We start from the raw sequence: 12021 nt of genomic DNA on the forward strand, positions 1-12021 counted from the left end.
AGGCAGCCCAATAAAAATCAATTTTCTGTTGAACCGGGATTGTTGATTTCATTAGGAGGTGGCGCCATGCGTGATATTAAAGTAGAGCGATTAACTTATGGCATGATGGTCCGTGAAGGCGCAGGCGTTAAGTTGCATCGCTACATCGGTATTGAGCGGACGGATGAATTTGAGCCTTTGCTTTTACTTGATTATTTTGACAGTAGTAATCCTATGGACTTTATGGCTGGCTTTCCCCCGCACCCTCATCGCGGATTTGAAACCATAACCTATTTGCTCGATGGGAGCATTACTCATGAAGATAATAAGGGGCATAAAGGAACTATTGGTCCTGGAGATGTGCAATGGATGACTGCGGGTAAGGGAATTGTGCATTCGGAAATGCCTTCAGCAGAGCATGGGCGCTTAACGGGCCTGCAACTGTGGTTGAATTTACCTGCTGCGGAAAAAATGCGTGAGCCTCGTTATCAAGAGCGGCAAAGCGCGGACTTGCCTTTAGAGCATCATGATTCTGGGGCGGTAATTAAAGTGCTTGCAGGTACTACCGACAAAGGAACTACTTCACCAATTACCGATATTGCAACGGCTCCTTTATTTTTTGATATTAGCCTACCTCTAGGAAGTAGCATTCGCCAACATATTTCTGCAGATTACCAGGCCGTATTATTAGTCATTTCCGGAGCAGTTTTGATTGGTGAACAATCGATACCTCAAGGTGGATTAGCCAAACTGGGCGTAGGAGAAGTGTTAACCCTGACCGCTGAAAAAGATAGCCAATGTTTGCTGATCGCTGCGGCGAAGTTGCATGAACCGATCGCGCGTCATGGTCCTTTTGTTATGAATACGCCTGCAGAGGTCATGCAAGCATTGGAAGATTTTCGCCAAGGCCGGTTTTAAGATGTGGCCGATTGCCTGCAATCAGGATTTCCTACGGATGTGCCAACCATTGGCACATCGATTGCCATTACTGGCACAGAAGATGCTGGAGCGCTATGATCGGAAGGTGTATTGCTGGGTTGTTGCCACGGTTTTGAAGTGGTTCTTTGCTTCCAGTTTTTGCTGCATATAGCGCTCAACAGCGCCCGCATGGCTTGCTAAACTCAGCGCGCACAAAACCTGTACACAGGGAAATAAATTTAGTATGAAACATCATCATCCTTAATTGCGCTTAGAGCGTTTTTGTGGCATTATGTTCAAAATGTAGTTAATGAGGAAGGTTTATGTTAAAAAAACTCCTTGGAATCACATTGGTCTGCTGTGCTACCGATGCCTTTGCAACGGAAACTGTAAATTTATATCATGCCCCATTAAGTAATTTAAAGCATTTTCCCTTTAAGCAAGGGGCAAAAAAAATGGTCGCTCGTGCCATGAGCAATGCTACTCTAGACACCACCAATAATAGTGTTTTACAAGAAGTAAACCAAACCAAAGACAACTCACAAATTATTACGCGTTATCAACAGTTATATCACGGCATACCGTTAGTGGGAGCGCAAGTGATGATTAGCACAGGCGCAAATCAAAAGAGTTTAACCAACAGCAATGCCCAAGTGAATGGACAGCTTTTAGATCACATCCAACTTAATACTCAGCCTGCCCTAAGCAAACAGCAGGCACTCGAAATCGCCAAAAAATCCTGGCTTAATTTTAATCCCCAAACCCCAATACAATCCGAGCAAATTGAGCTGCAAATTCGTGCGCAGTCAGATACGGAATTAAAGTTGGTATATCAGGTTTCTTTTAAGAGTACTGAAACCAATGCCAAACCTGCCTGGCCATTTTTCCTCGTTGATGCTCAAACTGGGGAGCTTATAAAACAATGGAATAATGTTAAGAATTTTGCTGACATTGGCCCCGGAGGTAATGAAAAAGTTCATGAGTACTGGTACGGCAAAGAGGGTTTACCGGCATTAGAAGTGCAACAAGAGGGGACTGTATGTACTATGGAATCCCCCCTGGTGAAATTAGTTAACCTGGATTTCGCTTGGGACTGGGGTAGCATGATTTCTACCCCGTTTAGCTATCAATGTAACAATAACCAAGAAGAATACATCAATGGCGCCTTTTCTCCCCGTAATGATGCGTATTATTTTGGCCATACCATTGTGAACATGTACCGTGATTGGTATGGGGTAAATGCCTTGCAGAAACCCGATGGCTCACCGAGTCAATTGGTCATGCGCGTGCATTTTGGTTCAAGCTACGATAATGCCTTTTGGGATGGACAATCCATGTCCTTTGGTGATGGCGCCGAGATGTATCCTTTGGTGTCTTTGGATGTAGCCGGTCATGAAGTAACCCATGGTTTTACCGAGCAGCATTCTAACCTTGAGTATTATGATCAATCAGGCGCCTTGAATGAATCCTTATCGGATATGGGGGGCCAGGCTGCACGTGCTTATTTATTGGAAACAGTGCCACAGCTGTACAAGAAAGTATATTTGGATGCGGATGTGATCACCTGGGGAATAGGCGAAACCATCATGCGCGACGAGATTGGCAAGGCCTTGCGCTTCATGGATTATCCCTCCTCAGATGGAAGCTCTGCTGATTGTATGGACAAAGGTTTGGCGCAAAGTAATGGTGCTTATTGTGCGATTAGCTATGATGATGTGGTGAATTTTGCTCAGGAGAATATTCCTGGACCGCAAAACCAACAGAGTTTTATTGTGCATACAGCCAGCGGTGTATTTAATAAGGCTTTTTACTTAATGGCGAAAAATATCGGCATTAAAAAAGCCTATCATGTGATGGTGATTGCCAACAGTAAGTATTGGACTCCAACTACTAACTTTGCACAAGGTGCTTGCGGAGTACTTTACGCAGCACATGATTTAGCGGTAGATACCCATATGGTGAAAACAGTGTTTGGTCAGGTTGGGGTTGCAACCACAGCTTGCGCTCTTTAAGTAATGGCCCGGTTGTGGCTATATTTTTATCTCATCTCTGTCTACGTCCTGAGGTTTGTGCCGCGGGACGTAGAAATACAGAGCAAGGCCCGCCTACTTATGGCTCATTACGGTTTGTTTTTGATCTAAGCGCTGTCTGCTAGCCAAACTTTAGTGTATAATAACGCTCTATTTTTATTTAATTTTCTCTTTTTTCAATCAGGAATGGAATGGCTAACTTTTTGATTATCTTGGGTATATTAGTATTAACCTTGATTTGTGTTGGGGTGATGGTGGTTAAAGCTTATCGCCAACCTGCAGAACCACTCTCTTTTGGCCAATATTTGAAGCTTACGGTGAGTGGCATTATTGCCTTTATTGCGGATACCATCGGTGTCGGTAGTTTTGCGGTTAATATCGCCCTGGCTAAATTAATGGGTACTTTTCGTGATGATGAAATGCCCGCGGTGAATAATGGTGCTCAAGTAATTCCAGGAACAATAGAATCCTTGTTTTTCATGCAATTAATTAATGTGGATATGACCACTTTGCTGACTCTGGTTGGCGGGACCTGTGTTGGTGGTTTATTGGGTGGCTTTGTGATGAGTCGTCTGAGCAAACAAGCTGTGCGTTTGGCCATGATCTGTGCTTTTTCCTTAATAATCTTTTTATTAATATCGCATCAGTACCGATTGCTTCCCATCGGCGGTGAATTAACAGCCCTACATTCCTGGAAATTAGTTATCGGCTTTTTTGCCTTGATGGTGTGTGGTGCTTTAACGTCAGTCGGCGTTGGTTTATTTGTGATGGTACAGGGCGTATTGTTTTTGATGAACGTTTCTCCAGCCGTTGCCTTCCCCATTATGACCACCGCTGGAGCAATGCAGCAGCCCTTAACTACCCTGGTCTTTTTACAACAAGATAAAATTCCGTTAAAGAAAACCTTGGTATTAAGTCTCGCAGGATGTCTTGGGGTTTTAATGATCATCCCTGTATTTATGCATTTAACAGTTACCTGGTTGCATTTATTGCTCTTATGTATCCTTATTTATAATCTTCAGTCAGTTATGCGCACTTATTTGCGTAACCGGGCTAGCAAACGCTATGTGGTTGTTAGTGCTTCTGCACCGCTCGCGGCTGCTGAATGATCCCTTTTATATACCCAAGCGCAACAAGCATTTTGGAGTCGCTTGGGTATATAGTATAATTAGTCCCCATTTTATTAAAAAAAGTATGTACTATGGATGAGCCAGTCAGTAAATCACAGAAAAAAAGAGATGCCGATTTTTTACAAAAAATAGGTGTAAAGTTTATCGATCTTAGTTTGGCTAAGCTGGATTTATTACCTCTTCCAGATAATCTTTATAAAGCAATTGTTGATGCGAAAGCCATTAAAAGCCATGGTGCGAAAAGAAGGCAGGCGCAGTTGATTGGTAAGTTGATGCGTGCAGCTGATCATGAAGAAATTCTTGAGGCCTATGAGCGCATCATCGAGGAAGAAAGTTCGGTTACGGCTTCATTTCATGAGGTAGAAGTCTGGCGCGATCGTTTAATTAACGAAGGCAAGACCGCGTTAACCGAATTTATCGAAGCCTATAATCCAGAAGAAGTTCAACAATTAAGACAATTAATCAAAAAAGCAGTTGATGATCAGCAAAAGGAAAAAAATACCGGTGCTGCCAAAGCTCTTTTTCGCTATTTAAGGTCATGCATTCTATGAATTATTCCTTATTTGTAAGCTGTCCGCGTGGATTAGAATATCTACTCGAGGCAGAAGTAAAAGCTTTAGGCTTGGTGGTAACTCGAGTTAGCCCGCAAGGGGTCTATGGCGAAGCCAGTCTCACGGTAATTTACCAATTATGCCTATGGTCACGTATTGCCAACCGCGTGCAACTTATTCTGTTTAGCGGTTATGGCGGCAACGAACAAGCACTGCATCAATTGTGTACGAATTTTCATTGGCAGACGGTTTTTTCTCCAGAAAAAACGATGGCGATAGAGTTTCATGGTAGTTCGGAGCATATCCGCAATACCATGTTTGGTGGGCAAGTAGTTAAAGATGGAATCGTTGACCATTTTCGTCGGTTGAACGGCGAGCGTCCTTCGATTGATAAAGAAAACCCACAGATATTAATACATGCTTATTTGAAAAATGATGAAGTTACGGTGAGCTTGGATTTAACTGGATATAGCCTACATCAACGTGGTTATCGAACTCAATCAGGTAAGGCCCCCATTAAAGAAAATGTGGCGGCAGCCTTATTAATCCGTGCTAAATGGCCAGAATTGGCATCCCAAGGATATACCCTCCATGACCCGTTTTGTGGTTCGGGTACTTTAGTTATCGAGGCGGCGATGATGGCAACGCATGTTGCTCCGGGCTTATTGCGCCAGGATCAATCGCTGCAATACTGGACTCAGCATCAAGAGTCTTTATGGGAAAAATTACGCTCAGATGCCTTGCTACATGTTAAGCCTTTACCCGTTAAATTATTAGGGACAGATACGGATCATAAAGCAATAGAACTTGCTCGTGCCAATGCCGAGCGCGCCGGTGTCGCTCCCTTAGTTGAATTTACCATGACCGCGATGCAACACATTAAAGCACCTGTAGAAAAAGGTTTATTAGCCTGTAATCCTCCTTATGGTGAGCGTTTAGGCGATACCACCCAATTAGTGCCAGTATATCAGCAGTTAGGTCAAGCCTTGCATGAGCATTATCAAGGTTGGAAGGCGGCGGTAATCACCTCAAGCCCGATTTTAGCCAAAGCGATTGGTTTGCGTTCTAACAAGCAATATACCCTGTATAACGGTGCCTTAGAGTGTAAATTGTATTGTTTCGACATTAGCGGCGCGAATGAATTGAAGGGGGCGATGAGCGCTACCTTATCTGAAAACGCGCAAATGTTATTTAATCGTTTGGAAAAAAATTATAAGCACTTAAATAAATGGGCGCAAAAAAATCATATTTCGTGCTACCGCGTTTATGATGCAGATTTACCTGAATATGCTTATGCAATTGATATTTATAACGATCATGCCGTACTCCAGGAGTACGCACCCCCTGCAAGCGTTCCCGCACATAAAGCCGAGCGCCGCAGTTTGGAAGTGTTGCAGGTTGTGCCGCGAGCCTTAGGCCTTGCCGTAGATAAAGTCGTGGTGAAACAGCGTAAACAACAAAAGGGCAGTGAGCAGTATCAAAAGCTAAGCCAAACGCACCACACGATGGTGGTGACGGAAGGTCAGGCGAAACTTAAAGTAAATTTATATGATTATTTAGATACCGGTTTATTTTTAGATCATCGCCCGATTCGTTTAAGCTTTGCGAACTTAAAACCGGGCATGCGCTTTCTTAATTGTTTTTGTTATACCGGGACGGCAAGTGTGCATGCGGCTCTTGCTGGCGCACAGACGACGAATGTGGATTTATCCAATACCTATTTGCGTTGGGCAGAAGAGAATTTTCGTCTAAACCATTTGGATTTATCGCGCCATCAGTTTATCCAATACGACTGTCGGGAATGGCTGCGTATTACGCGCGATCGTTTTGACGTGATCTTTTTAGATCCTCCTAGTTTTTCTAATTCAAAGCGGATGAGCGACACTTTGGATATTCAACGCGATCATATGACACTGGTGAATGAGGCGATGCGCTTATTAAATCCTGATGGGACTTTGTACTTCTCAACCAATTTCCGTCAGTTTAAGTTGGATCCACAATTGCTGGAAAAGTATGCGGTGCAAGATATTAGTGCGCAAACGATTGACCAGGATTTTAAACGGAATCACAAGATTCATTATTGTTTTAAAATTAGAATGCGACAATTTGCATAAGGGACTGTCACTACGTTTAGGTTGGGCCATGGCCCAACCTAAAAATCCCTACAATTTATTCTCTTCCATAACCCCACCATAAATCTGTACTTGCAATGATTTCATATACCCAGCCATGAAAAACAACTCCGCAACCAGAAATAAAGGGGCGATCAAAAGTTGCGATAAATTATCCATAAACGCAGGTTTTCTACCCTCGATGTAGTGACCGTAAAGCTGTAGTCCCCACCCTGCAACAAAAGTAATAATGAACGCCCAAATACCCAAGGTTGTTGGGCCATCGACACTAAACCAATGCGCTATCCATAATAAAAACAACATAATCGGGGTAATGGCTAAAGCCAACTGCCAATTTAAGATAAAATAATAAACTAAAATGGCGATTGTCGCGAACCAGGCAAGGTTACTGGTGAATACTCCAGGAATGATAATTTGGATGAAGCCTAATAAAATCATCAAAGAAAGAACAATCAGTGGTACCCCGGCAAAATGTGTATAACGAGTAGTGAGATTTTGATGATAAGTTGCATAAAACTGTGCTTGTTCAACAAAGGATTTCATTTTTATGTGTCCTGGTAGTTTTACTCTTAAAAACATAGCACATAATCATGAAAAGAAAAAATAAGCCCTAGCTAGTCAAAAGTATATGTTCCTACTAGGTAAAGCACATTACCATTGGTTGAAGAGCCTGGAATATAGGCCGCTTTTAGCGATACTTTATGGATAAAGAAGCCTGCCCAAGGAACCGCACCTGGGAATGGAATATTGTGCATGATATCTGGGCGTGAGGTGATCAGTACCGAATAGCCTAATCCCGCTTTAATATTTTGGTTGAGCGAGGCCACAAATAAATGGGCATAGCCAATCACCGGTTCTACATTTTTATGCGAGTCAAGAAATGCAAAAGCATAAAGACCGTGCCAATTGCCGCGTTCATCAAAAAAGCCTTTGCCTAATCCGCCCCCCCATGCCAATTCATTATATTTTTTCTCACGGATACGCTCAGGGCTATAAGTATAGCGGTTGTGCCATGCGTATCCAGAGATGTAGAGGTCAGTTTTACCTTCAGTCCATATTTGGTGAAATCGTTGACAAACGGGCTTAAATAATTTGAGCCAATGGCTGCAATGTTCTGTTTCTTCAGCAGAAAATGCATTTAAAGAAAACAGCATTAATACGCTGATAACTAACTTTCTCATTTAATTTTTAACCTATCACCAGGCTTTCAGCTAGAATTAAAAGCATAGTTCTTAGTGCAATGTGTACAATAGAATAATAAATCAGGATGCATACTATCATGGACTTGTTTCGCAAAAAAGAGATTAGTAGTTCATTAGAGAGTGAATCGCATTTAAACAGGTGTTTGACGACCTTTGATCTCATCTTTTTTGGGGTAGGGGCGATTATTGGCGCCGGGATTTTTATTTTAACAGGGATTGTTGCTGCAACTAAAGCAGGACCGGCAATTGTCTTTTCCTATGTGCTTGCGGGAGCGGCTAGCATTTTTTCCGCCTTATCTTATGCTGAACTGGCGGCAATGATTGGTGGTTGTGGAAGTGCTTATGGTTATGCTTATGCTGGTTTTGGCGAGTTAATTGCCTGGATTGTAGGCTGGGATTTACTGTTGGAATATGCCATTTCGGTATCCGCAGTTTCCGTTGGCTGGGGCAGTTATGCTAATGATTTCCTCATGGCCATTAAAATTCATCTTCCCCCCGTACTTTTGCAGGGACCGGCTTATGGGGGTATTTTAAATTTACCTCCGGTGTTTATCATTGCTTGCTTAGCTGCATTATTAATTGCGGGAGTAAAATCCAGTTCGCGAATGAATAATCTTATTGTAACCATCAAATTATTAGTGGTTCTCCTATTTATCATCATCGCCACTAGAGAGGTACGGGTGGAAAATTGGTCACCTTTTCTTCCTTTTGGCTGGACTGGGGTGATCGACGGAGCAGCCTTAATATTTTTTGCCTATATTGGTTTTGATGCGGTATCTACGGCGGCAGAAGAGGCGATTAATCCACAACGCGATATGCCTCGAGGCATCATTGGCTCTTTGGTGATTTGTACCGTTTTATACATCATTGTTGCGGGATTGCTCACAGGGATTGCTCCATACGCTACCTTAAATGTGGCCTCCCCAATAAGCCATGCCTTATTACACCTCGGTTACAAAGTTGCTGCAGGATTGATTAGCGTAGGGGCAATTGCCGGTTTGACTACCGTGATGTTGGTATTGTTTTATGGCTTAACGCGAGTAATTTTGGCGATGTCGCGTGATGGCCTGTTACCTATAGCTATTGCCAGCACCAGCGAACACCGCCATACACCGGCACGCATTATTTTGCTTTGCGGTTGTATCATGGCAGTATTATCAGCCTTGGTCTCCATTGATGTTTTAGCTGAATTAGTGAACATCGGTACCTTATTTGCCTTTATTATCGTTTGTATTGGCGTGTTGTATTTACGTTATAAACGCCCAGAATTAGAACGACCGTTTAAAACCCCGTGGATGCCTTATGTGCCGATTTTTGGGGTATGTAGTTGTTTTTATTTAATAATTCACCTGCCGTGGGTGACCTTGCTGCGTTTTGTCATTTGGATGACTATGGGCTTGGTTATTTATTTTATTTATAGTCATAAGAATAGTGTCTTGGCAAAGAAGATCGCGTCATCCTGAGTGCATTGCCTGGAAATATCATCTCCTGGGGCGAGGCAGAACTTTTTTTATTTTTCGTTTACCTGACATTCAATCTTTAATTGAAAAAGCGTCTAAAAGGGTACAAACTAGGGGTCTCTTTGGTTAAAGACGACAGGAGTTACTAACGAAATGGAACAGTTACAATCAGTGCATGTTCAAGATAAGCTTAAAGCGGATAAGACGTTGATTACCATTGGGAATGGATGTCGATTAACAATGGCGTCCTCCCTGCTTTTAACTCAGCAAACGACCTCAATCGCTTTATCATTACAGGCTGCGCAATCGGTTGATGCAGCATATCAATTTTTAAAGGTTCATGTTGATTCTCGCGTACCTATTTATGGAGTCAATACCAACTTTGGTGATCAGGTTCGTTATATTGACGCAGCCATTAAAGAAACTGATGCTATGGATTACCATAGTGAGATTAATGAGCGCCAAGAAAACATTATACGCTCCCTATCCTGTGGTTTAGGAACCATCGTGTCCCCCCATATCGTGCGGGCAACCATGATGCTGCGCGCGCATTGTTTGGCCCAAGGTTATTCCGGTGTTCACCCTGAATTAATTAACGCGCTTTTGGATTTCCTGAATGCGGGAATTACACCCGTGGTGCGTTGTTATGGTTCTATTGGTGCCAGTGGCGATCTCATTCCTTTGGCGATGATTGCTGCGGCATTAATTGGAGAAGAGGTTGCGGTAAGCTATCAGGGTAAAGTGATGATGGCGCCGGAAGCAATTCAACTCGCGGGGCTTAAGGCGTATAAGCCGGTAATGCGCGATGGTTTGGCCTTGATAAATGGCACTTCATTTATGACGGCAATTGCCAGTTTCGCAATGCATGATTTACAACGTATCTTCCAGCAAATGCTCGCTGCAATCGCGATGACATTAGAAGCCTTACTGGTGATTAATAGTGCCTATCATCCCATGGTGCATCAATTAAAACAGCAAGTAGGTGAATGCGACATCAATCAGTTTTTTATTGATTTTTGGCAAGGTAGCCAATTATTAACGGATTTAGATGAGTTACGGGCAACCGATTATACGCATAAGCCAGTACAAGATTATTATTCAATTCGTTCGGTTCCCCAAGGTTTTGGTCCATTCCAGGAAAATCTGCAACGTGCCATTGTCTGGATTGAAAATGAAATGAATTCGGTCAACGACAATCCGGTTATTGATGTGCGCGAACAAAATATCCACCATAGCGCCAATTTCATGGGGTACTATGTGACTGATGCCTGTGATATTTTGAAAATGAATATTGCCCAGGCCTCAACGTGGATCCATGCTTTACTGGCCAATTTAGTACACCCGCGTAAAAATCATGACTTACCGGTGAATCTGGTTCCTAATCCCAGCAAGCACAATGGATTCCGTTCTATGCAGCTTTTATCTGCTGCTTTAGCGGTACAAAATCGTAAATTGGCGCAGTCGCATCAAGCCTATACCCTGCCGACCGAAGGGGATAACCAAGATGTAAATAGCTTGGGAACCCATGCCGCCCTGGATTTTCAAGAGTCCGTGGCTAATTTAGAACGGCTTACCGCAATTTTATTCTTGGCAGCAAGCCAAGCCTTGGAGTTACGAGGCATTGAAAAAGCCGGTAAGAAGGCTCAATCCATCTATCAGGTAATTCGCCAATATTCGCCAACTATAGAGCATTGCCGGCCGATGTCGGAGGAAATCGCCGTTATTATTAAGCTGTTAAAAGATGGAGTTATCTAATGCTGGCTTATATGTTTCCTGGGCAGGGTTCACAAAAACGGGGAATGGGTCAGGATTTATTTGAGCAATTTCCTGAGTACACGGCTCAAGCAGATGCTTTGCTGGGCTATTCCATACGGGCTTTATGCCTAGAGGATACACAGCAACAGCTTAATAACACTCAATATACGCAGCCAGCACTTTATGTCGTTAATGCCTTTTCTTATTTAAAGACATTAGCGGACGGTCAACCTAAGCCTGATTATGTGATCGGGCATAGTTTGGGTGAATATAATGCGCTATTTGCCGCTGGTGTTTTTGATTTTGTCACCGGTTTGGCTTTGGTTAAAAAGCGTGGGGAGTTAATGAGTCAAATGCAGGGGGGAGCCATGGCTGCGGTGGTTGGACTCTGCGACCAAGAGTTGACTGCCTTACTTGATGAGCAAGGGCTATCAGGAATCAGGATCGCTAATTATAATTCTTATCAGCAAATGGTTATTTCAGGCCCTCAGGCGGATATTCAACGGGCACAGCCTCTGTTTGCGGGAATGGACAAGGTTTCCTTTATCCCGCTCTCAGTAAGTGGCGCGTTTCATTCGCTTTATATGTTGGGTGCCCAGCAAGCCTTTGCGGAGTTTGTGCACGATATTGAATTCGCTACTCCAAGCCTCCCGGTGATTGCCAATGTCGATGCGGCTCCCTATCATCCGGCAGTGGTTAAAAATAATTTAATTCAACAGATAGCGCAACCGGTACTATGGACTAAAACCATTGACTATTTGCAGACTAAGCCTAATATGCAATTTCAGGAAATTGGTCCAGGTACGGTATTAAGCGGTTTGTTGCGACGTATTAATAATAGGGCGTAGTGAGGCTGAACGATTA

10 protein-coding genes are annotated in these 12021 nt (G+C 43.1%); 8 read left to right on the plus strand and 2 right to left on the minus strand.

The genetic code is table 11. The features are described from left to right. Nucleotides 1-66: 66 nt before the first annotated feature. From ACQY7T_RS06810 to rlmKL, 5 genes are all read left to right on the plus strand, one after another. On the plus strand, nucleotides 67-897 hold the full coding sequence (locus ACQY7T_RS06810) for a pirin family protein (RefSeq protein ID WP_428412199.1): 831 nt from the start codon (nucleotides 67-69) through the stop codon (nucleotides 895-897). 323 nt (nucleotides 898-1220) lie between these two features. Continuing rightward, a complete protein-coding gene (locus ACQY7T_RS06815) occupies nucleotides 1221-2909 on the plus strand; it encodes a M4 family metallopeptidase (RefSeq protein ID WP_428412201.1) in 1689 nt (562 codons plus the stop codon). Between the two features lie 209 nt (nucleotides 2910-3118). Continuing rightward, nucleotides 3119-4036 carry a sulfite exporter TauE/SafE family protein gene (locus tag ACQY7T_RS06820; protein WP_428412202.1) on the plus strand — a complete coding sequence of 306 codons (918 nt, stop codon included), beginning with the start codon at nucleotides 3119-3121 and terminating at the stop codon, nucleotides 4034-4036. Between the two features lie 92 nt (nucleotides 4037-4128). Then, a complete protein-coding gene (gene yjgA, locus ACQY7T_RS06825) occupies nucleotides 4129-4608 on the plus strand; it encodes a ribosome biogenesis factor YjgA (protein ID WP_428412203.1) in 480 nt (159 codons plus the stop codon). Further along, nucleotides 4605-6722, plus strand: coding sequence for a bifunctional 23S rRNA (guanine(2069)-N(7))-methyltransferase RlmK/23S rRNA (guanine(2445)-N(2))-methyltransferase RlmL (rlmKL, locus tag ACQY7T_RS06830; protein ID WP_428412204.1), 2118 nt, complete (start codon nucleotides 4605-4607; stop codon nucleotides 6720-6722). The genes yjgA and rlmKL overlap by 4 nt, the downstream gene beginning before the upstream one ends. A 48-nt stretch (nucleotides 6723-6770) precedes the next feature. On the opposite strand, the gene ACQY7T_RS06835 is transcribed toward rlmKL, so the two are convergent. Continuing rightward, nucleotides 6771-7283, minus strand: a complete 513-nt coding sequence (locus tag ACQY7T_RS06835; RefSeq protein WP_428412205.1) for a DUF962 domain-containing protein — start codon at nucleotides 7281-7283, stop codon at nucleotides 6771-6773. 71 nt (nucleotides 7284-7354) lie between these two features. Next, complete coding sequence (pagP, locus tag ACQY7T_RS06840; RefSeq protein WP_428412206.1) at nucleotides 7355-7921, minus strand: lipid IV(A) palmitoyltransferase PagP; 567 nt, start codon at nucleotides 7919-7921, stop codon at nucleotides 7355-7357. 98 nt (nucleotides 7922-8019) lie between these two features. Here pagP and ACQY7T_RS06845 point away from each other — a divergent pair, with 98 nt between their 5' ends. From ACQY7T_RS06845 to fabD, 3 genes are all read left to right on the plus strand, one after another. Then, complete coding sequence (locus ACQY7T_RS06845) at nucleotides 8020-9405, plus strand: amino acid permease (RefSeq protein ID WP_428412207.1); 1386 nt, start codon at nucleotides 8020-8022, stop codon at nucleotides 9403-9405. Between the two features lie 150 nt (nucleotides 9406-9555). Beyond that, entirely contained in the window at nucleotides 9556-11157 is a 1602-nt protein-coding gene (locus ACQY7T_RS06850) for an HAL/PAL/TAL family ammonia-lyase (protein WP_428412209.1), read from the plus strand. After that, the gene (fabD, locus tag ACQY7T_RS06855; RefSeq protein WP_428412210.1) at nucleotides 11157-12005 is read left to right on the plus strand and encodes an ACP S-malonyltransferase; all 849 of its coding nucleotides are present in this window, start codon (nucleotides 11157-11159) and stop codon (nucleotides 12003-12005) included. Before ACQY7T_RS06850 ends, fabD begins: the two co-directional genes overlap by 1 nt. The last annotated feature ends 16 nt before the right edge of the window (nucleotides 12006-12021 follow it).

It is taken from the genome of Legionella sp., from assembly GCF_965140895.1.
GTDB lineage: Bacteria > Pseudomonadota > Gammaproteobacteria > Legionellales > Legionellaceae > Legionella.

Excerpts from the sequence above, each read along its gene's own strand:
- ACQY7T_RS06810 (WP_428412199.1), top strand. The coding sequence starts at position 67 with ATGCGTGATATTAAAGTAGAGCGATTAACTTATGGCATGATGGTCCGT.
- ACQY7T_RS06815 (WP_428412201.1), top strand. The coding sequence starts at position 1,221 with ATGTTAAAAAAACTCCTTGGAATCACATTGGTCTGCTGTGCTACCGAT.
- ACQY7T_RS06820 (WP_428412202.1), top strand. The coding sequence starts at position 3,119 with ATGGCTAACTTTTTGATTATCTTGGGTATATTAGTATTAACCTTGATT.
- yjgA (WP_428412203.1), top strand. The coding sequence starts at position 4,129 with ATGGATGAGCCAGTCAGTAAATCACAGAAAAAAAGAGATGCCGATTTT.
- rlmKL (WP_428412204.1), top strand. The coding sequence starts at position 4,605 with ATGAATTATTCCTTATTTGTAAGCTGTCCGCGTGGATTAGAATATCTA.
- ACQY7T_RS06835 (WP_428412205.1), bottom strand. The coding sequence starts at position 7,283 with ATGAAATCCTTTGTTGAACAAGCACAGTTTTATGCAACTTATCATCAA.
- pagP (WP_428412206.1), bottom strand. The coding sequence starts at position 7,921 with ATGAGAAAGTTAGTTATCAGCGTATTAATGCTGTTTTCTTTAAATGCA.
- ACQY7T_RS06845 (WP_428412207.1), top strand. The coding sequence starts at position 8,020 with ATGGACTTGTTTCGCAAAAAAGAGATTAGTAGTTCATTAGAGAGTGAA.
- ACQY7T_RS06850 (WP_428412209.1), top strand. The coding sequence starts at position 9,556 with ATGGAACAGTTACAATCAGTGCATGTTCAAGATAAGCTTAAAGCGGAT.
- fabD (WP_428412210.1), top strand. The coding sequence starts at position 11,157 with ATGCTGGCTTATATGTTTCCTGGGCAGGGTTCACAAAAACGGGGAATG.